This is a genomic window from Pseudomonas sp. LB1P83, from assembly GCF_054897885.1.
Map to the genome: position 1 here is coordinate 1,998,922 of NZ_CM142709.1, position 22,366 is coordinate 2,021,287.

The 22,366-nt window shown below is 55.5% G+C and carries 28 protein-coding genes and 2 pseudogenes; 18 read left to right on the forward strand and 12 right to left on the reverse strand.

What is annotated here, in order from left to right; translation table 11 throughout:
• Positions 1–12 precede the first annotated feature (12 nt).
• Genes ACYZTY_RS09230 through ACYZTY_RS09240 form a run of 3 tightly spaced genes read right to left on the reverse strand, consistent with a single transcriptional unit; the run spans position 13 to position 1,463 of the window.
• A complete protein-coding gene (locus tag ACYZTY_RS09230; protein ID WP_461958184.1) occupies positions 13–219 on the reverse strand; it encodes a hypothetical protein in 207 nt (68 codons plus the stop codon).
• A gap of 37 nt (positions 220–256) precedes the next feature.
• On the reverse strand, positions 257–502 hold the full coding sequence (locus ACYZTY_RS09235; RefSeq protein WP_461958185.1) for a hypothetical protein: 246 nt from the start codon (positions 500–502) through the stop codon (positions 257–259).
• Positions 503–557: 55 nt separating this feature from the next.
• The gene (locus ACYZTY_RS09240; protein ID WP_461959284.1) at positions 558–1,463 is read right to left on the reverse strand and encodes a DNA-methyltransferase; all 906 of its coding nucleotides are present in this window, start codon (positions 1,461–1,463) and stop codon (positions 558–560) included.
• Here ACYZTY_RS09240 and ACYZTY_RS09245 point away from each other — a divergent pair.
• From ACYZTY_RS09245 to ACYZTY_RS09255, 3 genes are all read left to right on the forward strand, one after another.
• Positions 1,430–1,930: a baseplate J/gp47 family protein gene (locus tag ACYZTY_RS09245; RefSeq protein WP_461958186.1), complete on the forward strand. Its 501-nt coding sequence runs from the start codon at positions 1,430–1,432 to the stop codon at positions 1,928–1,930. The genes ACYZTY_RS09240 and ACYZTY_RS09245 overlap by 34 nt on opposite strands.
• Before the next feature lie 8 nt (positions 1,931–1,938).
• Positions 1,939–2,529, forward strand: a complete 591-nt coding sequence (locus tag ACYZTY_RS09250) for a YmfQ family protein (RefSeq protein WP_461958187.1) — start codon at positions 1,939–1,941, stop codon at positions 2,527–2,529.
• Positions 2,530–3,434: 905 nt separating this feature from the next.
• Positions 3,435–3,905, forward strand: a complete 471-nt coding sequence (locus ACYZTY_RS09255) for a tail fiber assembly protein (RefSeq protein WP_461958188.1) — start codon at positions 3,435–3,437, stop codon at positions 3,903–3,905.
• 16 nt (positions 3,906–3,921) lie between these two features.
• Here the strand turns inward: ACYZTY_RS09255 and ACYZTY_RS09260 are convergent, their stop codons facing one another.
• Entirely contained in the window at positions 3,922–5,856 is a 1,935-nt protein-coding gene (locus ACYZTY_RS09260) for an acyltransferase family protein (RefSeq protein ID WP_461958189.1), read from the reverse strand.
• 13 nt (positions 5,857–5,869) lie between these two features.
• Between ACYZTY_RS09260 and ACYZTY_RS09265 the strand changes: the two genes are divergently transcribed.
• From ACYZTY_RS09265 to ACYZTY_RS09275, 3 genes are read left to right on the forward strand one after another with little or no spacing between them, the layout of a single operon-like run.
• Complete coding sequence (locus ACYZTY_RS09265) at positions 5,870–6,052, forward strand: hypothetical protein (RefSeq protein ID WP_461958190.1); 183 nt, start codon at positions 5,870–5,872, stop codon at positions 6,050–6,052.
• A 26-nt stretch (positions 6,053–6,078) separates the two neighbouring features.
• Complete coding sequence (locus ACYZTY_RS09270; RefSeq protein WP_461959285.1) at positions 6,079–6,477, forward strand: cell wall hydrolase; 399 nt, start codon at positions 6,079–6,081, stop codon at positions 6,475–6,477.
• A complete protein-coding gene (locus ACYZTY_RS09275; RefSeq protein ID WP_461958191.1) occupies positions 6,474–6,986 on the forward strand; it encodes a lysis protein in 513 nt (170 codons plus the stop codon). The genes ACYZTY_RS09270 and ACYZTY_RS09275 overlap by 4 nt, the downstream gene beginning before the upstream one ends.
• Here the strand turns inward: ACYZTY_RS09275 and ACYZTY_RS09280 are convergent.
• Positions 6,962–7,351 (reverse strand): hypothetical protein, encoded by a 390-nt coding sequence (locus ACYZTY_RS09280; protein ID WP_461958192.1) that lies wholly within the window; start codon positions 7,349–7,351, stop codon positions 6,962–6,964. The two genes, ACYZTY_RS09275 and ACYZTY_RS09280, sit on opposite strands and share 25 nt — an antisense overlap.
• 899 nt (positions 7,352–8,250) lie before the next feature.
• Positions 8,251–8,456: pseudogene (locus ACYZTY_RS09285) on the reverse strand (tyrosine-type recombinase/integrase); the annotation flags it as partial.
• A gap of 383 nt (positions 8,457–8,839) precedes the next feature.
• Here ACYZTY_RS09285 and ACYZTY_RS09290 point away from each other — a divergent pair.
• The 4 genes from ACYZTY_RS09290 (at position 8,840) to ACYZTY_RS09305 (ending at position 10,562) form a co-directional block, all read left to right on the forward strand.
• A complete protein-coding gene (locus ACYZTY_RS09290; protein ID WP_461958193.1) occupies positions 8,840–9,421 on the forward strand; it encodes a hypothetical protein in 582 nt (193 codons plus the stop codon).
• 73 nt (positions 9,422–9,494) lie between these two features.
• Complete coding sequence (locus tag ACYZTY_RS09295) at positions 9,495–9,677, forward strand: hypothetical protein (protein ID WP_461958194.1); 183 nt, start codon at positions 9,495–9,497, stop codon at positions 9,675–9,677.
• A gap of 76 nt (positions 9,678–9,753) precedes the next feature.
• Positions 9,754–10,008, forward strand: a complete 255-nt coding sequence (locus ACYZTY_RS09300) for a hypothetical protein (protein ID WP_461958195.1) — start codon at positions 9,754–9,756, stop codon at positions 10,006–10,008.
• A 179-nt stretch (positions 10,009–10,187) separates the two neighbouring features.
• Positions 10,188–10,562 carry a hypothetical protein gene (locus tag ACYZTY_RS09305; RefSeq protein WP_461958196.1) on the forward strand — a complete coding sequence of 125 codons (375 nt, stop codon included), beginning with the start codon at positions 10,188–10,190 and terminating at the stop codon, positions 10,560–10,562.
• A 241-nt stretch (positions 10,563–10,803) separates the two neighbouring features.
• Here ACYZTY_RS09305 and ACYZTY_RS09310 read toward each other — a convergent pair.
• Positions 10,804–11,042, reverse strand: a pseudogene (locus ACYZTY_RS09310) (tyrosine-type recombinase/integrase); the annotation flags it as partial.
• A gap of 231 nt (positions 11,043–11,273) precedes the next feature.
• On the opposite strand from ACYZTY_RS09310, the gene ACYZTY_RS09315 reads away from it, so the two are divergent.
• Together ACYZTY_RS09315 and ACYZTY_RS09320 are read left to right on the forward strand one after the other, a co-directional pair.
• Entirely contained in the window at positions 11,274–11,696 is a 423-nt protein-coding gene (locus ACYZTY_RS09315; RefSeq protein ID WP_461958197.1) for an RDD family protein, read from the forward strand.
• 300 nt (positions 11,697–11,996) lie between these two features.
• Complete coding sequence (locus ACYZTY_RS09320) at positions 11,997–12,203, forward strand: hypothetical protein (RefSeq protein WP_461959286.1); 207 nt, start codon at positions 11,997–11,999, stop codon at positions 12,201–12,203.
• Positions 12,204–12,263: 60 nt separating this feature from the next.
• Here the strand turns inward: ACYZTY_RS09320 and ACYZTY_RS09325 are convergent, their stop codons facing one another.
• The 3 genes from ACYZTY_RS09325 to ACYZTY_RS09335 form a co-directional block, all read right to left on the reverse strand.
• The gene (locus tag ACYZTY_RS09325) at positions 12,264–12,614 is read right to left on the reverse strand and encodes a hypothetical protein (RefSeq protein WP_461958198.1); all 351 of its coding nucleotides are present in this window, start codon (positions 12,612–12,614) and stop codon (positions 12,264–12,266) included.
• Between the two features lie 174 nt (positions 12,615–12,788).
• On the reverse strand, positions 12,789–13,496 hold the full coding sequence (locus ACYZTY_RS09330) for a metallophosphoesterase (RefSeq protein WP_461958199.1): 708 nt from the start codon (positions 13,494–13,496) through the stop codon (positions 12,789–12,791).
• 164 nt (positions 13,497–13,660) lie between these two features.
• Positions 13,661–13,861 carry a hypothetical protein gene (locus ACYZTY_RS09335; RefSeq protein ID WP_461958200.1) on the reverse strand — a complete coding sequence of 67 codons (201 nt, stop codon included), beginning with the start codon at positions 13,859–13,861 and terminating at the stop codon, positions 13,661–13,663.
• Between the two features lie 259 nt (positions 13,862–14,120).
• Here ACYZTY_RS09335 and ACYZTY_RS09340 point away from each other — a divergent pair, with 259 nt between their 5' ends.
• The 3 genes from ACYZTY_RS09340 (at position 14,121) to ACYZTY_RS09350 (ending at position 18,312) form a co-directional block, all read left to right on the forward strand.
• Positions 14,121–16,076 (forward strand): hypothetical protein, encoded by a 1,956-nt coding sequence (locus ACYZTY_RS09340; RefSeq protein WP_461958201.1) that lies wholly within the window; start codon positions 14,121–14,123, stop codon positions 16,074–16,076.
• A gap of 43 nt (positions 16,077–16,119) precedes the next feature.
• Positions 16,120–17,526 (forward strand): ComEC/Rec2 family competence protein, encoded by a 1,407-nt coding sequence (locus ACYZTY_RS09345; RefSeq protein WP_461958202.1) that lies wholly within the window; start codon positions 16,120–16,122, stop codon positions 17,524–17,526.
• Between the two features lie 276 nt (positions 17,527–17,802).
• Positions 17,803–18,312 (forward strand): hypothetical protein, encoded by a 510-nt coding sequence (locus ACYZTY_RS09350; RefSeq protein WP_461958203.1) that lies wholly within the window; start codon positions 17,803–17,805, stop codon positions 18,310–18,312.
• A 179-nt stretch (positions 18,313–18,491) separates the two neighbouring features.
• On the opposite strand, the gene ACYZTY_RS09355 is transcribed toward ACYZTY_RS09350, so the two are convergent.
• Complete coding sequence (locus ACYZTY_RS09355; RefSeq protein ID WP_461959287.1) at positions 18,492–19,082, reverse strand: helix-turn-helix domain-containing protein; 591 nt, start codon at positions 19,080–19,082, stop codon at positions 18,492–18,494.
• 53 nt (positions 19,083–19,135) lie between these two features.
• Entirely contained in the window at positions 19,136–19,297 is a 162-nt protein-coding gene (locus tag ACYZTY_RS09360; protein WP_461958204.1) for a hypothetical protein, read from the reverse strand.
• A 287-nt stretch (positions 19,298–19,584) separates the two neighbouring features.
• On the opposite strand from ACYZTY_RS09360, the gene ACYZTY_RS09365 reads away from it, so the two are divergent.
• From ACYZTY_RS09365 to ACYZTY_RS09375, 3 genes are all read left to right on the forward strand, one after another.
• Entirely contained in the window at positions 19,585–19,800 is a 216-nt protein-coding gene (locus tag ACYZTY_RS09365) for a TOBE domain-containing protein (protein WP_008145745.1), read from the forward strand.
• A 245-nt stretch (positions 19,801–20,045) separates the two neighbouring features.
• Positions 20,046–21,065, forward strand: coding sequence for an ABC transporter substrate-binding protein (locus ACYZTY_RS09370; protein WP_461958205.1), 1,020 nt, complete (start codon positions 20,046–20,048; stop codon positions 21,063–21,065).
• 16 nt (positions 21,066–21,081) lie between these two features.
• Entirely contained in the window at positions 21,082–22,308 is a 1,227-nt protein-coding gene (locus ACYZTY_RS09375) for an RtcB family protein (RefSeq protein WP_461959288.1), read from the forward strand.
• Positions 22,309–22,366: the final 58 nt, after the last annotated feature.

Here is a 22,366-nt window from a genome sequence, read left to right on the forward strand (position 1 = left end):
CTCCTTGCCGGGCTACGCCGGCCGCGCTTTCTGAATGACGTGAATGACGATGCAGGCGGTGGCGCAGATCCAGATGGCCGCGCCGATTTTGAGGGTGAACAGCGATGCAGTTGCACCGTCGTTCAGCAGCCAGGGTGCTGCCAAACAGAACCAGAGCCCGGACAGAACCAGGTAGGCCAGGCCGCACATGAGCAGTTCGAAGAGTTTTGCTGCGGACATAGCGATGCTCCATGCCGCGCGTGGCGGCAGAAGGTGGTTAGGATTTACTGGCGACCCACTTGATGAGTTCAGCCTCGTCGTCCGGCCGGACTTTGAGTTGGCTCCAGCGCAGCCCTCGCACCATCCCTAAAATCTCGGTTGAGTCCATGCCGCCGCGTTCGGCAAGGCGTTGCAGAGATTGGTTGTGATTGCGAAGCCCCTGTTCTTCGTAGGGCATGAGCAAGCGCATTGGGATTGATTTGATATTGACGCCCTTCATGACGGGCATGTTTTCGAGAGGCATGAGGATTCCTCGCCCGCCGTACACCGGCAGGCTGGTTGAGTTGTAAGGTTTGGGGTTATGCGGCTGGCGCTGAATCGTGAAACACGTCCATCTGCGCCGCGCCGTCGAGCCAGGCCGCCGCGATCCGGCGTTCAGCCATGGCTGCATAGTCGGGGTTGAGTTCGCACAGAATTGACTTGCGGCCTTCCTGCATCGCAACCACCGCGGTGGTACCGGCACCGCCGAACGGGTCCAGCACCACACCGCCACGGGGTGCACCGGCCAAAACGCATGGCCGGATTAGGTCAGGCGGGAAGGTCGCGAAGTGGGAACCTTTGAAGCTGTGCGTCGGTACGGTCCACACAGTTCGCTTGTTTCGTTCGCTGGGCATTACGGCAAGGGCAGCGTTCATCGACTCGTTGTCCTTGATCCGGCCACGGTGGCGTTCCTCGCCGTCGGTACCATGACCCCAGCCGACGCCATTCGACTTTCTGGCAACTGCTTTCATGTTCCCGTTGCTCTTGGCGCCGCCGTTTGCTCGGTCGCTGCCGATCTGCGCGAGTACGTCCTGCGAGAGGCGGTTATGGGTATTTGGTGAGCAGGGTTCGAGGATCGCCGACTGGTCGTAGTAGTACTTCGGCGACTTACTCAACAGGAAAATGTATTCGTGGGCCTTGGTGCAGCGGTCCCTTACGCTCTCAGGCATCGGGTTCGGCTTGTGCCAGATGATGTCCTGACGTAGGTACCAGCCGTCTTCCTGTAGGGCGAAAGCCAAGCGCCAAGGCATGCCCATCAAGTCCTTTTGTTTGAATCCTTCGTGCGGCTTTCTTCTATGGCCACGGCGAACAGCGCCTCTGGTCGTCTTTGAAACGATGTCGCGCTTGCCCGCCGAACCGTCTGGGGCATACCCGCCAGCTATTGATGCATAGCTATCGCCCATGTTCACCCATGCCGTGCCGTCGTCGCGGAGTACTCGACGCAGCTTCTGACTACGAACAGTGGGCGCTTGAGGTGGCGGGCGTCACCCGGGTATGGGTTTACCCGCTACAGATGGGCGCAGGCACCGTAACTGTCCTGTTCGTGTGTGACGAGGATGTGAGCATCATCCCGAGCCCCGCAAAGGTGGCCGAGGTTCAGGCTTACATCGAGGCTCGCGCTCCGGTGACAGCAGAAGTTTTCGTCGCAGCGCCAGTCGCCGACCCACTGGTCATGACCATCAAGATCGCGCCGAACACCACCGCTGTACAGAATGCCGTGCTCGCCGAGTTGGCAGACCTGATCGATCGCGACTCCGCACCTGGTGGGACGATTCTGATCAGTCGGCTACGCGAAGCTGTATCGCTGGCGACTGGTGAAGACAATAACCAGATCGTCACGCCAACCGCTGACGTGACGCACGCTGCTGGCCACATGGCGACTCTCGGCACCGTTACTTTCTCCAGCTTTTAGGAGGCGCAATGCCAACAGCTGCTGAATACAGGGAGCAGCTGAAATCGCTGCTTCCACCTGGCCAGGCTTTCCCCCGTGATCCCGGATCAACTCTCCATGACCTGCTCGACGGAATGTCGCTGGAGCTGGCGCGCGTGGATGCACGGGGGAGTGTTTTGCCGCTAGAGGTGAACCCAGTAACGTCCTTGGAGCTGCTTCCTGATTGGGAGCGGGTCGCCGGTCTTCCTGACAAGTGTTCCGGCACTCTGGAGGAGACGTTGCAGGGCCGACGCAACGCGCTTCTTGCGAAGCTCACAAGCACTGGGGGCCAGTCAGCTGCCTACTTCATTGAGTTGGCTGCATCTCTCGGATACACGGTAACGATCGAGACGTTCCGGTCTTTCAGAGTCGGTCGCTCGCGCGCTGGTGATTTGCTCACCAATGGCCCCTGGGCATTCACCTGGCTCATTAGGGCGCCTGAGGTTTCAGTAACCAGCTTCCGCGTTGGCCAGTCGGCCGTGGGGGAGCGGTTGCGCACCTGGGGTAATGACACCCTCGAATGCAAAATTAATCAGTTGAAACCAGCGCACACGGTCGCGCTCTTCGCTTATGGAGATTGACGCATGCACAGAATTGATGGGCCAGGCGCCACGGTAGATAACAGGTTCACGGATGGCGACCCAGTTGCTGGCATTCAGGCCACGATGGTCACGGACGACTGGGCGAACGACGTTCAGGAAAATATCATTGCGGTGTTGGTCGCTGCGGGCATTACACCGACGAAAGGCCGTGCTGCCGATCTTCTGGATTCAATCGGAAAAACTACACCTGGGCGACTGCTACGAACCACGGTCTATCGGAAAAACGCAGGGGTGTTACAAGCGTCGGTAGACGGTGCTGCTTTCGCTAACGTGGGCTCGACCTTCGTCAAGCATCCTAATGCAACTTTCGGAGTTGGCGAAGTCATTGGTGGTGGGGGAGGGGGAGGTGTTGCTGGCGCTACTGGGGCGGGCGCAGTGTCAGCTGCACCAGGTGGCGGGGGCGGTGGCTGGGCAGCTAAGACTGCCCCAATCGCATCATTTAATGGGGTTTCGATAGCTGTAGGGAACGGTGGGCTTTCCGATATCTCGACAGGCTCTACGGCTGGCGGTACGACTTCTATCGGTAGCCTGATTATCGCGACAGGTGGCGCCGGTGGTTCCACCGCTACTACTGCCTCAGCTTCCGGCATCCCATTTGGTATAACCGCCGGCGGGGTAGGCTCGGGTGGCGAGCTAAACGCAAACGGTCATACCGGCGGCTTCGGGTTCTATAGCCCTACGCCGCTGGGCGGCGCCGGCGGAGGATCCGTGCTTGGCGGAGGTGGGGCGCCAGTAAGTGGTGCTCCAACTACGGGGACGGCTGGTAATAACGGTGTTTCTCCTGGTTCTGGCGGCTCTGGTGCTGCAAACGGTGCATCTGTTGGCGTAAACAAAGCCGGCGGCCTTGGGGCTGCGGGAGAAGCAACTATCTGGGAGGACGCATAATGTTTAAGACTTACGCACGCGTCGAAAGCGGTATTGTCCAAGAAATCATCACCCCGGAATTGTTCGACGACGAGGGGCCATTTTGGACCGAAGGAGATTCGAGTCGGATCGGACTGGAAAAGCCTATCGAAATCCGTTTCCCCAGCTGGTTTGTTGAAACCTTGCACGACATCACTAATCTTGATCCGAGCCCGCAGTATCGTTGGACGTTCGACGGCACGACCTTTTCGGCGCCTGTTCCTTACCAGCCGTCACCTGAAGAGATCCAAGCCGCCAACGAGACGCAGCGGTCTGCGCTCATGACGCAGGCATCGCAAGCAATGGCGCCAATCCTCGTGTCACTTCAACTGGGGGACGCCACCGATGACGAAACTGTTAAAGCCAGAGCTTGGCAGGCATATTATCGGGCTCTTCAGGTTGTCGATGTGAGCGTGGCAACTCCAGGATGGCCACTCGCTCCAGCGGTATAAATTTGAATTTATCCTGTTAATCCAAAATTAACGGCGTCAGCTTCTCCGCGAACACCTCGGATCCTTCCTTGGTTAGGTGAGCGATATCGAAGGCAGTAGGAGTTCCGTTGGGCGTCGTTAAGGGGCATTTATTGTCAGGGCAGAGTATGTTCATTACATATATGTATTTAACATCTGTCCTGTTTGCAAATCTGCGTGACATAACTCTCTGCGAGTGATCAAGAAAAAGATGTACTAGCAGCTCTGGTGCAGTGAAATCAGTGTTTCCAGATTTTATTTTTTCGGCAATGATTGCAGGGACATTCTGTTTGTAGAGGGGGGACTCGCCAAGCAATACTAATTTGATTCCTGTATCCGAAAGCTGCTTTATTGTTTTTTCTAATAAGTTCATGGTTACCTGATTGGTAACCCAGTTGGCCGACATAATAATAATTTCTGGCTTCTCATTGAGAATTACCGGCAAAGCCATCTCATTGAAAGCGCCGCATCTTGGATTGGATAAAACTGTGACGCCCATGATTGGTGGGCATGATTGAGCAGTTAAAAATCCAAGGGAATAACCTCTAGACTCCAAAGTGCGTGTTAGCCCAGGTATGTACTGAGCTGCATGGCTATCGCCCCACAACATTATTTTTTTACTGCTTTCTTTAGGTAAGCAAGAAGAAATATCAACCTCTTGAGGATCTTGCTCAGAGGTTTGGAAGCAAGTTCCTGTCTTGTATGGGCCGCTTGCATCATAACTGAGGTACGACAGAACCTTTTGGACGCGGTGGTCAATCCCTCCAACAAACCCGCCCTTGTAAACGGTCAGCCCTGAAATAAACATTACAGACGCAAGCGCTGCAAAGGATACGCCAAGGACTTTTGCTGGGCGCTGTATAGAGCTACGCCCCCTGAACGGCTGCTCGATATATCGGAAATTTAGGTACGCAAGGAGCAACGAGACTGCAAATGCTGACGCCGCGAATGTGTACTGGTCAGCGTACGGGAATGCCCTTTTGCCGAAAACGATAACAGGCCAATGGACCAAATAAAGCGAATAGGAAATTTTGCCGATGGACGCAAGAAATTCATTCCCTAGTACCCTTTGGGATAGTGCGTTTTTCTGCTCGCCGGCATAGATGATCAACACCGCCCCGATGCATGGGAGCAGTGCGGCGAGGCCAGGGAACAGCGTTGCCTTGTCATAGCCGAATACCGCTACACAGATACACGTCAAGCCGGCGGCGCAAACCAGAGCAGAGGATGACTTGCTCAACGAGACGCCGCGTCCAGGCAGCGCAAGAGCGCTACCAATTAGCATTTCGAAAGCCCTGAACGGCAGCAGGTAGAACGCTGCGGACGGGTCCCTCGACAGTAGCCATACTGACGAGGCGACGGATGCAGCCAGAAGCGAGAAAATAACAATCCGAAGATTGCGCGTCGGCGATGCGGCCATGACAATGGCAAGGATTGGGAACAGGATGTAAAACTGCTCTTCCACGCCAAGCGACCATAGATGTAGTAAGGGAATCTCTCCCGCTGAAGGGCCGAAGTAATTCAATGTCGCGTAGAAATATATGTTTGCCGAAAAGAGTGCAGTCGAAATTACAGATTTTGCATAGCTCACAAGCTCGCTTGGGTAAAGAAGATACCCAGCACAAATCGAACAAACCACAAGTACCGATAATAGCCCTGGCAGAATGCGACGAGCTCGCCTGACATAGAAATTAGCTATAGAAAAAGAACCTGATGCAGTTTCTGTATAGATGATCTTGCTGATCAAGAACCCAGATATTACAAAGAAGACATCCACGCCAACGAAGCCGCCGGGGAACAAGCCAAGTCCCAGATGGAAAATTACTACGCTCAAAACTGCGATAGCGCGGAGCCCGTCGATATCCGATCGGTATTTTAAGTGATGCGGCGTTTGTTTTCGCGAGCTTAATTGTGGGCTGGCAACAGATGACATCGGGCGTAGCTCCATGTGGTTCAAGCCTGACTCCAGGGCGCGCGTATCGTACCTGATCGAAAGTTCACGGGCGACATCTCGCCGCACTGCGTTTATTTATTTCGGAAAAGCCATACCCATCACAGCTCAGCAACAGCTGCAGATCCTCTTGAGCTCCGGTGCTAAAGCCGGTTTTTTTGTGCTTGGAGAAAAGTAATGACTGAAATTAACAACGATTGAGACATCCTTGCCCGCACGCTGTGGGGAGAGGCGCGCGGCGAAAATCTGGCGGGGCAGATCGCCGTCGCTTGGACCATCCGAAACCGCGTGAGCGATGGCAAGGCTAAGTCGTGGTGGGGAGAGGGCTATGCCGGTGTGTGCCTGAAGCCGTACCAATTCAGCTGCTGGAACAAAAACGATCCGAACTACTTGTACCTCTGTGGGAGCAAGCCGATCCCTGCCGCTGAGTTCGCCCGGGCGCAAAAGGCCGCCGACGTGGTGATGTCCGGTGCCGAGCCCGATCCTACCGGTGGAGCAACTCACTATTACGCGACCACCATGCCGAAGGCTCCGACCTGGACTGTGGGAGCGAAACAAACACTGAAGCTTGGCCACCACGTTTTCTTTAAGGATGTGCCATGAGTCCCGCGGCATGGAAGTTGGCGCTAGCAGGCGTGCTGGCGCTATTGCTGCTGACTGCTGGTGGTGTCTGGAGGATTCAGGACTGGCGCTACGGCAAGCAGCTCGCCGAGCAGGCCGGCCTACATCATTACGACCTGGACGCTATCAGCAAGGCGGCTGCCGCCCAGGTGCGCATCGATCAGGACAAGCGCCTGGCGCTCGAGCAGCGTCTGGCTGCCAGCGAACAAACCCATTACAAGGAACTTAGCGATGCTCAAACGAAGCAGGATCGCCTGCGCGATCGCCTGGCTACTTCTGATCTGCGGCTGTCAGTCCTCCTTACCGAGGATCCAGCCGGTGGTTGCTCAGTGCCAACCGGTACCGCCGCCGGCGGCGTGGTTTATGGAAGAGCGCGTGCCCAACTTGACCCAGCGCATGCTCAACGAATTGTCGCCATCACCGATGCCGGTGACCAAGGATTGATCGCGCTGGCTGCTTGCCAGGCTTACGTGAGGGAGGTGTCTCGCTGATGGGGGAAAGGGCTATCGAACGGTTTCTCACCGGCGAGTTCGCGAATCCTGAGGGTGAGTTCACTGATGTGCCTGCTGTTGGCCATCAGCTCCCAGTTGCTTTTCGTCTCTATATCGGCGGCTCTACGGTTTGAATCCGCAAGCTCCGTCTTTGCCCTGGTCAATTCGGTCCGCAACTGATCCCGCTCCTTGGATACTTCCGCATGCATTTGCACCAGGCCGAAGATGTCTTCGCGGGCCTTGCGCAATTGCAGGGTCAGTTCCTGCACCTCGTTCTCAGTCATGCGCAGGAACTGACGGCAGGTTTCCAGCTCAGTGGGTGAGCCCAGCCAGTAGCTGGTGTCTTCGATATCATACGGTTCCACGAGTGACGCCTTGTCAGTACTGTTTGGATATACAGTAATCTAGGCGAGGCGGTTGGGCGAGGGTGCGGCGACGAGCTGTAGGATTTTGGAGGCTGTTCGGTCGGCAGGACGCCGGGAATGGGGGGAACACTGTAGGAATATACAACGCTAAGTTATTGATTCTTATAGGGTGACGAGGCGGTTTTAGACCCCGTATAAATCACCTCGTTTTCCTTAGTGATCAATAGCTTACATGGGTTTCGGGGTCACCTTGACATGGTGGTGGTCCAGATACGCCGCACCACCACCACGCGGGGGTGTTAGAGCCTGGTCACTGTTAAGCCTGCGATTGTCCCGACAAGTAAAATCGAGCAGATGATATTGGTGATAGCGCGGCGGCTTGGGGGGACGGCAAACCAGAGCGCCATCCAGATTAGAGAGAGAACGATCGCCAGGTAAAACGTAAACATTGGATTCGCCAATAAGAAGAGAGCCGACCTTTACTATGATGGCTATTGAGTGGCACATCAACAGGGGGAGAGCTCAGATGGCCTCGAATTTCCACCCGAAAAGCTGCGCAAAACCACCTCTGCAGGCCGCGAGTTTCCGTTTGCATAAGCACGAAAAAGCGGATGTTTTGCGAGTGCCAAATAGGCCTGTTATCCTTATAAAACAATTGCTTGGGTCTCTACAGTCCCCAGCATGGGGTGCTAGGGGTCGAGTGTTCGAATCACTCCGTCCCGACCATATTTATCAGTAACTTAGCCGAACTCTAGCTAGTTCGGCTTTTTTACGCGTAGGGACTTTTGCGGGGGATCATCCCGCTTTCCTCCTCAAGATGGTCAGTGCCGGTCCTCGCGAATCGGTGGCTTACACTTTGTCTGCCGCTCCGATCAAATGTCCAAGCGAATCGCTGTAGGCCCAAACTGGTCCGGCTGCCTATAAGGGAAAAACAGATCATGATGCAGGCCGCGCTGACCGTCGATCACCGACATCGCAACCCTGTTCAGCACCACCAGCCTTTCATCACCATTCTTCACCCCCGCCTTTTCGTGCTGACCGCCAAACCCTGACGGAATCAGAAACACGCTCGTTCAAGCTCCGGCACTCGTATTAAGGCTCGCCAAGACTCAGTTTCTCCAAGGCGAGCAAAGTCCCGCCGCGTTATTGGCTTTCGCAAAATGGTGATGGCTCTGGGTTCGCCGTGAGGCAAATGAGGAGTGATGAAAAATCAGCAAAAGCTAAATAAAATATCAATACAGATTGATAATTTAATGAATGCTAATTCAGAAATTATAAAAACCAGTCATGGCTGCTCGTAGTGGCCATTCAATGGTGATAAATTTCGCGCCGTTAAAAAGCTGTACGGGTGATAAGGGCGCGCCTAGTCCTGGGCTCGGACGGCGGCAACAGCTTCACCGAACTTCAGACCAGTACTTGTTCTGGTCGGTGATGTATTCGTGCTGAGCGGGCGCGAAACCAATCTTTTCCTAAGGCAAGGACGCACAGATGCGGTTCGCAATAACAATCGCCACGATCTGCTTGGCTCTCACTGGCTGCGGCCATATCCCTTACGAACAACCGGCAGACCGAGCCAACCTTGAGCGCGACCTTCGTCTCAATCCAAGCGATATCGTCACGATCGTTGAAATGGCATGGTGCGAGCACCTCTATGGAGATTCTGTACCTTGCCACCGCTCGGATGCTTTGGTGGTACTAACACAAACTGACCTCCTGGTTACCGAATACGCAGGGAAAAAATATCGCCCCCTCATGCGTATCAAACCGACGGAAGTAATGTGCGCTCACTTAAGTGAAGGCATAGAAAAAGCGCCGAATTTCCTTCTGTTCACCCGAGAAAAGGCGTACGAATTCTGGCTCCAATGGCCCGACGTAAAAACCGATTTCGCGAAAAAGAAGCTGATCCTGAATCGGATGGTAGTGTCCGATCGGAAATCATTCACCGGCATTGAGGGTGGTTTTATCAAGGGTACAGACCGTGTGGCTTACGGTGCTGGGACGGTCCCTGGCACTACCATCCCCGTCATCTCCAGAACACCCATTCTTGAATTCTTCAACCCCTGCCTTTAGCACGGGATGGACCGGAAGCGCACCATGCCTTCACAAGTGAACTTCATCGTGACTAGCTCTAGCGCAAAGCGTCATGTCCGAACTGTTTGAGTTCCTGTACAAGCTATTTGATTTGCTGTGCCAATTGTTTCAGCTCAGCAACGATTACACCCCGGCGCGCAGAAAGCGCGTGTTTTCACGGGGATTTGTGATTTTCCTCATCCTGGTGGCTGTCTTTGAAGTTGCGATTTTGTCGGCGTGGGCACGGCACCAATAAGCAATAAATAAAGGATCGGCAGACTGCGTACGCCGATGAGATCAAGGCCGGCACAATAAGCAGGACGCTCAAATAGATGGCTGATCTAATACAAGGGCTCGACGGCCCCAGAACTGCGCAACATGAGCTGTTTTACGAACTCGAGGACGCGACTGCAGTCATCGGCTGGTCAGTCGCCGAATTGACCAGCATGGCCGGCCGCAGCAAATCCCCCGATGAAGCCGTTGCGCTTATGAAGATCTCGGCTCTACTGAAAGCTGAGCAAGAAAAGATCTGCCGCCACGCTGACGAGGTGAAGACGGGAAGGATTGTGCGGGCGAAAACTGAGTAGGCATGTGGTTGATCCAAATCCACGACAGCTCGACGTTCATTCCGATATCTAAAAAGTCGGTCCAGCCCGGCCCAGTACCGGGCTTTTTTGACTGCCCCCTCTCCCGCACGCTAGACCCTCACCTTCTCGCCGATACTATGGCTGCGCACTTTGCTCAGCTCATTTAATGGAAGAAGGTAATGATCAGAATTTCTTGGCTACTGGCTGTCCTCTGCTGCAGCGCTTCGTCTATTGCCCTAGCCTATGCTTCAAATGAGAAGGGCATTCACTGTGCGGCCTACTATGAATTGCTGTCGGTTGTTGGCGACCAGCCCGACATAAGCCGCAAACAGTCGTCAAAAGCTTTCTATGCACTTTTGAAACGCGCCGGCGATACCCAAGAAGCCCAGGACGCCGTTGCGCAAAAAATGGTGGATATAGGCGAGGAGATCCCAGGACCGATGACCCCGGCTAGCACTGCCAAGCTAAGGGGAAAGTATGACGCGGAGTGCAAGCCGCTGATGAAGGCTGCCTGGTGCGAAGTCTATGAAGATCCGACTGCTTGTGAGGGGTAATGCCTTGGGGGTACCAACATAAGCATCCATCATCGAGTGCAGCCCGGCCTAGTGCCGGGCTTTTTAGTTCTGCGCTTTCACGAGTTTTTCACGGGCTGCAGCCTATTGTGATTTCAGCTCCTAATGAAGCCTTTAGCCCGCGCTCCCCACGCGGGCTTTTCTTTGTTTTCGATTCCTGATCGCTTCGGAGTTTTCCTTGCTACGCTTACATTCCCTCGAATGGAGTCGAAGCGATGCCTGCAGCGCCCAAATAGTAACAGGTGATGCTGCCGTTCTTGTGGCCCAGCAAGGCCTTCCGGTCCTCCTTGGTGGCGCCTGCAGCTCGGAGGCGACGGACATACGTATGCTTCAAGTCATGCACCTTCCCAGATGAGTGGGGCAAAGGTTTTCTTCCTGCCAGCGTTTCGCCGCTCTCACCCGCGCCTTCTTCCAGGCTGAATCGTTCATTCGATGCATCGCGATACCGTTGTAAGGGTAAACCGCCGAAATTGGCGCAATCACGGACCTTGGGCTTGCAGGTGAAGGACTGAGACATCCGTTGCGTGGAGGCAGGAGGCTCTTACGGAGGGTGGCGGGGCGTTGTTGGGGATTCGTGCAGGCGGGCTTGATACTTCGACCCAGGGTTTTTCAGCGCTTCGGTTTGGGGGCCACTAAATGTTTTGTGGGCGGTGCCGATATTCTCTGATCCATATACCAACGGAGTGGCAGCGCATGGAAGTCAGCAATACCCAAGGCGAGTATCAGAAGCCCAAAAACCTGGCCGGTCTGGGGCGTCGATGGGGAGGACAAATGATTGACTCCATAATCACTGTATTTCTCTTTTTTTTCATAGGGCGATCAGCCGATTTTGTTGGCTTGCCGTCTACTGTGGTTGGCGCGCTCGCTCTCGGCTCAGGCGTGGCGTATTACCTGTTTTCCGATGCAATGCCGAACGGCCAAAGCCTTGGCAAAAAGTTGTTGGGCATGTCAGTGATTGATGAGCGCAGCTACCTCAGCTGTAATCTCTATCAATCTTTCATGCGAAACATCACAACGCCTTTCCTGAGTATTTTTGACTGGATATTCATTTTTTTTGGATCACGGAAACGATTGGGCGACATGCTCGCATCGACGATCGTGATTCGCTCCAAGTAAAGATGAATGCAATGGTCACTCGTTTCAGGACGAGGAAGAATCATGCAGATTTTGATAGGCGCGGTGGCGGTGATGCTGTTGCCTGGCGATACGAGCAGTTTTTCGTCTCTGTCCCAGTCTCGGGATCCTTCGAGGGCCATAGCAATCTACCGGCGTATGATCGCGATTAGCTGCACCAGGGCGGAAAGACAGCCGTGGTTGGCTTTATAAGCTCAACGGATCAGATCAAATGTGTTCGAGTGGCTGATACTCTTGAGCTGGCAACTGAAGGCAAGCACCGACCGGCAGAAGGGTTACTCAATGCTGAAGAAACAGCCGGAAAGCAAAGCAGCGACTGCTGCTGAAATTGAGCGCTCCATCCAAGCCCTGAACAAATTGGCAGAACGCCTTTGGGGCGATGGCCGGGAAGTTGAGGCGAAAGCCCTCCTCGATGCCTTGGATTCTCTAAACCGAGCGCTGGACCGAATCAGGATTGGGGAAAGTCGCAGGGTTGTGACTCTCCATTAATACGGACGAATCAACCGGCGACCGAGTTGAAGGTCGGGCGAACGCAGATATTTGATGTGGCTACGTGAACTTCTGTCCGACCTTTTCGACAGCCTCGCTAATATTCAGCCTTACGAAAACCCGCATAAGGGCTACTTGCCTACTGCTCGGCTTTGTTTCCTCATTCCCCGAGTCACTTGAAGTAGCGGCGTCTTTGTCCATTTCCACCGACTCCGCGCCGGAGTTGGAACCCGCAGCCTCCTCACCCTTTTTGTCAGCCTTTTCCTTGTTGGACTCACCCCCTTGGTTACGCCCCGGAAGAGCACTCGGTGGGATGGTAGCGTCTTCCGTGTTCTTCTCGGCCGCGAGCGAGTAGAGCGAGCAGATCGACAAGAGTCCCGCGAGCATAAGAGCGGCAATTTTGCTGTTCATCGTTTGCGCCTACCATACGAGTGGATATATGCATTGGAAGAGCGCAGAAACTGAACGTGCTGATGCCAGGACGAGCGGTAGGTATGAAAAAGCCCGAAAAGCCTCGCTACGTGAGCACAGGTGCTATCGTTTTTTACGTGTAAGACTTTTGCGCGGCTAGTACATTGGCGCCCATCAAGACGCAGCTTCAAGCGTTTCGAGATTCAAAAGGGTGAAGTAACCCACATCCGGCTTCCATCCAGCGGTGTCGATATGAATCACATTGCCTAGCCTGACCGGTTTACGTATCGGTGTATGCCCAACGATCATTGCGCGCAGGCCCTCAACGCCCTGCATCTCCCATTGATCGAGCCGACTTCGCGACCACATGCAGCGGTGCTGCACCTGCCTCAAGCGCTGACTGCTCTCTGGCGATGTCAGTTCCTCACGCAGCTGCTCCCATGATGCAAATGGGCAATCGGCATGCACGATGCCAATCAGGCCTTGTGCTGTTTCGACTTCGATGGCGATAGGCAGCTCGGCGAACTTCGCCGCGAATACTTTCTGCACGGACAGCGATAGGCCGGCAAACCATAAGCCGCCGTTGTAGATCCAGCTATCGACGTCGCAGGTATCGAAGTGAACCACGTAGTCGTCATGGTTGCCGCACACTGCGTGGAACCACGGCTTGTCCAGCCAATCGAGCGCATCAGGGCATTCGGGCCCGCGGTCAATCAAGTCGCCAACGCTGAACAGGCGATCGACCAAAACGTTGAACCTGTCTGCTTCCAGAGCAGCCTGCAACCGGGTGAAATGGCCATGAATGTCGCCGACGGCGAAATCTCGACCGACAGTGTTAGCGGCGAAGCGTTTTACGCGCGTGACCTCTGAGATTTCGAACATGGGCAGTGCCTCATCCGCCAATTGCCGGCGAGCTCTTGGTCAGTTGAGTTTAGGCCGCCTCGGCGCAAATCGCGGGCAAGACTTAGTGCCAGGGCTCTGGGTCGATCACAAAGAGCCAAAGAAAAACCCGGCATTGCGCCGGGTTTTTTTCGTCAGGGTCAGCGTTAGTAGCCAGCCGCCTGGGCGAGGTGGTTGTCCTGCGCCACGGTGATGAAATGCAGTGGAACGTGCGGTTGTTCATCAGGGGTGCGGATTTCGACGCTACCGACGATTTGAAGGTGTCGCTCACTCAGCCCGGTCGACTCTTCTGCCTTTGCCATAGCCATTCTCGCGTGGTTCGCTGCGATTTCATTGAGAGTTGACACGTTACATCTCCGGGGGGACTGACCAAGCGTTAATTAGATTCTCGCCGCGTCAGAATTACGTCGTTCTGCGGCTGCAAGACCGGCTTGTGCAATCCCTACGCCAGACAGGGCCGCCGGTTACGCGCCAGGTTTTGATATTCGACGAATGGTTGTCGCGGACAAAAAAGCCATCAACTTGACCCGGTGCCTCCCGCCGACTAGACCTTATGCCACTGGGGCGGCCGCTCTATCGCTAGTTCGTCAGACAAGGAGATCCGCAGTGGATAAGTCCGACTACCCGCCACCGCCAATGCGCAAGCTGAGGGTCTATGCATTCGACCCGCAAGCCTCGACTCAAATGGAAACGGTCGGGATCAACCACGCCACCATCGAATTGCCTTGGGAGCAGCGTTGGGAAACCGATCTGTTGCCGGGACCTGTAAACGAGTATCTGGAAGTCATCGATGTTGATCCCACCAGCGGCCAGTTCTACAAACCGGTCGATTTGAATAACCCGTATTTGCTGGCCCAGGATGGCATCGCGCCTTCTGAGGGTGATCCGCGTTTCCATCAGCAGATGGTCTTCGCCGTCGCGATGAAAACCATCAAATTGTTTGAGCGCGCACTGGGCCGCAAGGTGTTCTGGTCACCCAGGGTTATCGACGATGAGCGCAACAAACCGACTCATGTCTATGTACGACGATTACGTATCTATCCCCACGCGTTGCGCGAGGCCAATGCCTATTACAGTCCGGCGAAAAAGGCGCTGTTGTTCGGTTATTTCAAAGCTTCGCTGAGTGACGCCGGGGTGAACTTACCGGGCGGCTGGATATTCACGGCGCTGTCCCACGACATTGTTGCGCATGAAACAACCCATGCCATTCTGGACGGCCTGCACCGTCGTTACGTCGAGTCGACCAGCGTCGATAGTTTGGCGTTTCATGAAGCCTTTGCCGATATCGTTGCGCTGTTGATGCATTTCACCCTGCCGGAAGTTGTGTCGAGTCAGCTGGAGGCACGCCGTGGCAACTTGAGTGAGCGTTCCTGGTTGAGTGGTTTGGCTCGCCAGTTCGGTGAGGCTTCGGGACGTTATGCGGCATTGCGCGAAGCCATCGACGAGAAAGGCCGGGACGGCTTGCCGGACCCGACACGCCTTTCGCGGTTGAGCGAACCGCATGAGCGGGGCGCGATCCTGGTCGCCGCTGTTTTCGACGCATTCATCACCATTTACGAGCAACGCACGACCGATCTTTTTCGGCTGGCAGGGCATGACAAGACGTCGACGGCAAACCTGTCGACAGAACTGATCGCACGCCTGACCCGCGAAGCCGTTAAGTCTGCCGATCATGTACTGCGCATGTGCATTCGTGCCCTGGACTATTTGCCGCCGGTGGATGTGCACTTTGGTGAATTTCTGCGGGCGATCGTCACGGCCGATAACGACCTTGTGCCAGATGACCGCATGCACTATCGCCTGGCAGTGATCCAGGCCTTTCGCCGACGCGGCATTTTTCCGGACAAGTGTTTGTCGCTGGCGCCGGACAGCCTGCTTTGGGAATCACTCAAGGGTTATCAGACAGACGAACTTCAACTGACGGCCGATGACCTGCTCGACTTCAAAGCACCCGCGAAACCGAATCGGAAGTGGCCGGGGGGATCGCTTGATCTCACGCCACAATACTTGCGGGGCAATGCGTATCTCCAGTCAGAGCACAATCGACAAGTTGTGTGGAGCTGGCTGATGGAAGAGTCAGATCACGACGCTGAATGGGAGAAGGCATTAGGGATTTACTTCGCGGCCCATCCGGATGCAGCAAGGATGCAAGGGTCATTGTTCATCGGAGGGGATGGCGTTCAACCGGCCGTGGAAGTGCACTCGGTCCGAACGTGTCGCAGGGCAGGACCGGACGGGCAGGATCTTCGGCAACTGGTCGTCGAGATTACTCAACGCCGTCGCGGCTACTTCGATGTCGAGCAACAACGTAAAGAAGATTTGCAACCCACCCGCGATGAAGGTCACAGCCCTTATGACTTCACGTTTCGAGGCGGCGCGACACTGATCATTGACCTGCGTGATGGCAGCCTGCGCTACGTGATCCGCAAGCGCATCAATGACGATGAGCGTCTGGACGCCCAGCGACGTTTCCTGCAAACCGACAATGACGGTCTCGCCCTGACCTATCGACAGCCGAGCCCGGATGACAACCCCTTTGCCATGACCCACCGTGGAGTGTGACGCCATGACCCAGGCTGATTTGCAGGGAAAGGTAGCGATTCGAATGTACCGAGGAATTCTCGGTGACTGTTTTCTGCTTCGCTACCTGGAGGCCGGAGTCACTCGTCATGTATTGATCGACTGTGGCGTGCTTCAAGGGGCGAAGGACGGCAAGCTGAAGATGGCGCGCATCGTCGACGACATTCACAAGACCACGGGCGGCTTGCTGGACCTGGTGGTGGTGACCCACGAGCATCATGACCACACGAGCGGTTTCCTCTATGAGCAAGCGCGTTTTTTGGGTGATGATTTTCGCATCGGTGAACTCTGGCTGGCCTGGACCGAGAACCTCAATGATGCCCAGGCCGTAGCGCTGCATGCTCGCTTCAAAAAGGCAAAAATGGCGTTGGCCGGTGTTGTCGGCCTGAGTGGGCGAGGTACCGCATTGCACGAGGATTCGCGAATCAAGACGGTGCATGGCCTGTCGGCATTTATCGAGCCGCTTGCCGCTGCTGCCAACAAGGACAAGCGCACGACCATCGAAAAGCTCAAAGCCAAGGCCGGATCGAATGCAATCCGGTACCTGGAGCCCGGAGATGTGGTGCGACCGACCGCCATCGAAACGCTCAAGGCTTACGTCATGGGGCCGCCGAGATCCGAAGATCGATTGCGCAAGGATTTGCCGAGCGCAGGGGCGGGTAAAGAGGTCTACATGACCAGCCTCGACGAAGCCATGGCATTGGAGGCGCGGACACTCCTGCTCAAAGGTGTGCTTCCAACCGGTGCCGATATCCCGTTTGCCCCTCCTTATCAGCGTACATACGCAAAGGCGCAAAGCGATTCCGAGACCCATAGCGGGGAGGATGACGATTCGGCCAGTGTCGAGCAGCGCTATTTCAGCAGCGAAAACCAATGGCGCTGCATTGAAGACGAATGGCTGGACGGGGCGGAGACGCTGGCCTTGAAGATGGACTCGGATACCAACAACACGAGCCTGGTCCTGGCTTTCGAACTGCCCGACGGACAGATCCTGCTCTTTCCCGGTGATGCCCAGGTGGGCAACTGGATGTCCTGGGGCGACCAGACCTATCCCAAAGAGGGGGTGGCAGGAAAGCCCGCGCCGCTGACCCGCGACGACATCCTCGCGCGGGTCACGCTCTACAAAGTCGGTCACCACTGCAGTCACAACGCCACCGCTCGTGCGGCAGGGTTGGAGAAAATGCTCGATCCCCGGCTGGTGGCGATGATCCCGGTGGATGCCGATGTTGCGAAAGGCAAAGACTGGAAAATGCCCTATCCGGAGCTGCTGAGTGCCCTGCAACAACGTACCCGACAGCGGGTTGTTTCAGGGGATGGTCAACCCGCAAGCGAAATCAAAGCCTTCGATGATTCACCGACAGACCCGAACAACCCGGCCAGGCTGAGTTATGCCCCGGATGAGTTGTGGGTGGAGTTATTGATCCCTTATTGAAATACATGACGCTGTTTAGAACGATTATTTCCTTCGGTTATTTATATAGGCTTGGCTCGCATATCCATAACCTTGGAAAATACGTTGTGACTCATCTGACATCTGTCGTAAAAGCCGCACGTTCGTTGTGACGGACGCTAGTGTCCTGTTGATCCCGTTAACGCTGCTCCAGCATTCATTCCAGCTGTTTGATCGTCATCTTGTTGTGCGTGGGCCATTGCTTAGAATCCGCTCCATCAGCTTTGTCCAACTATCCATCCTTCAGGGAGCCACACCATGATGAACGCCATGCAGATGCAAATGCCGATGAACGCCAACATGCCGATGATGCCGATGATGGGCATGCCGATGATGATGGCGACCATGAGCTGCGAAATGATGGACGACGGCATGATGTGCAAAATGATGCCGGCCGCTGGCATGGACATGGCCATGTTCAAGAACAGCGCTGAAATGATGCAGATGATGATGAACTGCGGCATGCCGATGATGATGCATTGCGGCAACATGAGCATGATGTGCATGTCCCAGGCGAGCATGGCCATGCCGATGATGAGCACCATGATGCCAATGCCGATGATGGGCATGCCGATGCCATCGATGAAGTGCGTGATGGAATGCACTCTGATGGCCGACTGCATGATGTGCAAAATCATGCCGATGGCCGGCATGAACATGGACATGATGAAAAACTGCTGCACCCTGATGATGAAAATGATGAACGACTGCAGCATGCCGATGATGATGAGCTGCAATGGCATGCCGCTGATGTGCTGCACCTGCTGATCCCGGACAGCACAAAAAAAGCCCCCGCGGCCCTGTGGCCTCGGGGGCTTTTTCATTTCCGTAGACACCGCAGCCCCTGTAGGAGTGAGCCTGCTCGCGATAGCGGTGTGTCAGGTAACAACGATGCCGATTGACACACCGCTATCGCGAGCAGGCTCACTCCTACAGGGGGCTGTTGTTCAGTCCAGGCGTTCCGGGTACGTGACCACCAGATATGCCACCGCTTCACTGTCGGCAGGGTTGCGATAGCGGTGGGGCTGGTCGGCGTAAAACAGAATCGAGTCGCCGGTGGACAGCAGGTAACGCTCGTCATTGACGCTAATTTCCAGAACGCCTTGAGACACCACCAGGTTTTCCTGAACGCCGGGACCATGACCCTCGGAGACGTCCTCACCCAGGGGGCTCAGGCGCAATTCGTAAAACTCTGATTGGCGTGCCACGTCGAACGGGAACAGCGCGCGGCTGACGAACGCGCCGCTGGCACTGACCAGGCGTTTGCTCTGGCTGGCCGACAGCACCGCCACGCCTTCGAAGGCCCGATGTTCAAGAAACGCCGCCACCGACACCTTCAGGCCCTTGGCGATTTTGCACAGCACCTTGATCGAGGGCACGCTGCGTCCGGATTCGATCTGAGCGAGCATGGCCCGGCTCACACCACATTGTCGGGCCAGGGCATCGAGGGACAGATGACGCTTGCCTCGCAGACGTTGCAGGTTCTGCGCGACCCGTTCGCAGATCGGGTCTTCTTCGAGTTGTTCCAGGTTGTTCAAATCCAGCACGGGTTCGTCGGCGCTCGCCAGAAAGCGCGAGGGTTCGTTCGCGTTCACGCCTGACGTGTCTCGGTCGCCTGGTATGCCTGCACCCACTGAAAGGCCTGAAGACCGGCGTTGCGTGCATACATTTCCCACATGGCCCGTGCCCGTTGCTGAGCCTGTTTGCGTTTGCGGTAGCTGGCGAAGTCGATGAGGTTTTCAGTCGGATTCATAGGGCACTTCACTGTGGTGATGAATGACGGGATGAAGTGAGAGTACGCGGATATTCATATAACGATAAATACTGATTTTTTATTTATTAATTCTTTTTGGATCTTATGGCGAGAAAAGGATTGACCCGGTTCCTGTAGCCGATGGCACAGCATGCAAGCGCACTTTGATATTCTATTAAGATATAAATAGATAATTATATATTCCTTTTGTTGTTGGTTCGGGTGGTGCACTTTGAAGGCCTGCGCATCCATGCGGATGTGTCCGACACCAGACAGGAAGCCTCAACATGACCATCAAAGCGATCAACGTCCGCAACCAGTTCAAAGGCGTCATCAAGGAAATAGTGACGGGCGAAGTGGTGTCCGAAATCGACGTGCAAACCGCATCCGGCATTGTCACTTCGGTGATTACCACTCGCTCGGTGCGCGACCTTGAATTGAAAGTGGGCAGCGAGGTGATTGCCTTCGTCAAATCCACCGAGGTCTCCATCGCCAAGCTCTGAAGAGCCCGTTCGAAATTCAACATCTGCAGCCTCGGCTAATGCCGGTAAGTCACGAGCGACGAAAATCCTGTGGGAGCGTGGCTTGCCCGCGAAGAATGCACCGCGGTTTTTCAGGTATTGCGCGTCATCGTTCTTCGCGGGCAAGCCACGCTCCCACAGGTTCTGCGTTTTGACTTACTGGCATTAGCGGCCTCAGCCGCTATTTTTTTGTCTGCGATTGTCCTTCCAATCACATTGAGGTTTTCATGGCGACTCCTTTCAAGCGCTCCCCGTTGACCCTGTTGGCAGCCTCCGTGGCGGCGATGAGTGCGTTACTCAGCGGCGGTGTTCAGGCCGAAGGCAAAATCAGCATTGCCCAGCAATTTGGCATCGGTTACCTGATTCTGGATGTGGTGCGCGATCAGCAGCTCATCGAGAAACATGGCAAGGAGCAGGGCCTCGACATCAAGGTCGACTGGAACAGCATCTCCGGTGCCACGGCGATGAACGAGGCGCTGCTGGCCGGTGCGCTGGATGTGGTGTCGGCCGGGGTGCCGCCGATGCTGACGATCTGGGACCGGACCAAGGGCAAGCAAAACGTCAAGGCCATCGCGTCGCTGGGTTCTATGCCCAACTACCTGCTGACTAACAATCCGAATGTGAAGAGCCTCAAGGACTTCTCTGAAAAGGATCGCATCGCCGTACCGGCGGCGGGGGTAGGTTTCCAGTCGCGCACGTTGCAGATCGAAACGGCCAAGCAGTTCGGCGCTGAGAACTTCAAAAAGTTTGACGACATCTCGATCAGCCTCGCGCATCCGGATGCGACGTCGGCGTTGATTGCTGGCGGTTCTGAAATCAACTCACACTTTTCCAGCCCGCCGTTCCAGTACCAGGAACTGCAAAGTCCCAACGTGCACAAGGTGCTGAGTTCCTACGACGTTTTGGGTGGCCAGGCCACGTTTAACGTGCTGTACACCACCGAGAAATTCCACGACGAAAACCCGAAAACCTACAAAGCGTTTTACGCGGCGCTGGCCGAGGCCGAGAAAATCATCAAGGCCGACAAGCCGGCGGCCGCCCAGACCTATATCCGGGTGGAGCAATCGAAACTATCCTTGCCATTGGTAGAGAAAATTGTCGCAGACCCCGAGATCGACTTTACCGTGGTGCCACAGCGCACCTTTATCTACGCCGAGCAACTGCAGTCGCTTGGCGTGCTGAAAAACAAGGCTGACAGCTGGAAAGATTACTTCTTTGAGGAAGCACATGGCGGTGCAGGCAGTTGAGAAAAAACCGGACATCATGCAAAAGCAGAGCTACCAACTACTGGAAGTCGCCAACGGCAAACCGATCAAACTCTGGACCGAAGGCGTCCCGGTAGAAAACGAAGCCAGGCAGCAATTGATCAACACCGCGAAGATGCCGTTTATCTTCAAACACCTGGCGGTGATGCCCGACGTGCACCTGGGCAAGGGCTCGACCATTGGCAGTGTGATTCCTACCGTGGGCGCGATCATTCCGGCCGCTGTCGGCGTGGATATCGGCTGCGGCATGATCGCCGCGCGTACGTCGCTGACCGCCGCTGATTTGCCGGACAACCTGCATGGTTTGCGCTGCGCGATAGAGAAATCGGTGCCCCATGGCCGCACGGTCGGTCGTGGCGTCCGGGACAAAGGTGCCTGGGACAGCGTTCCGAAACAGGCCGATCTTGCCTGGGCTGCCTTGAACCCACGGTTCAAGGCGATCACCGACAAATACCCGAAACTCGCCAGCACCAACAATCGCGGGCACTTGGGCACGTTGGGCAGCGGTAACCATTTCATCGAGGTGTGCCTCGATGAAACCAACCGGGTCTGGTTCATGCTGCACAGCGGTTCACGCGGGGTCGGCAACGCCATCGGCAATCTGTTCATTCAACTGGCTCAGGCCGACATGCGCCAACACATCGCCAATCTGCCGGACCGTGACCTGGCCTACTTCGAGGAAGGCAGCCGGCATTTTGATGATTACGTCGAGGCCGTTGGTTGGGCCCAGGATTTCGCCAAACAGAACCGTACATTGATGATGCAATCGGTGATTCAGGCGACACGCAAAGTGATCAGCAAACCGTTTGAAGTCGCCCTGGAGGCTGTGAACTGCCACCACAACTACGTGCAGAAAGAGCGGCATTTTGGTCAGGATATTCTGGTCACCCGCAAGGGCGCAGTGTCGGCGCAGAAGGGCGAGTTGGGGATCATTCCGGGATCGATGGGCGCGAAGAGTTTCATCGTCCGCGGGCTCGGCAACGAACAATCGTTCTGCTCTTGCAGCCACGGCGCCGGCCGCATTATGAGCCGCACCAAAGCGAAAAGCCTGTTCACCGTCGAAGACCAGATCCGCGCCACCGCCCACGTCGAGTGCCGCAAGGATGCGTCGGTGATCGATGAGATACCGATGGCCTACAAAAACATCGACCACGTCATGCACGCCCAGCGCGAGCTGGTGGAAGTGCTGCACACCTTGCGTCAGGTGGTGTGCGTAAAGGGATAGGCGCGGCGCAAGGATCGCAGCCTCGTTTCACTCGACAGCTGCTACATGGAAATGCGTG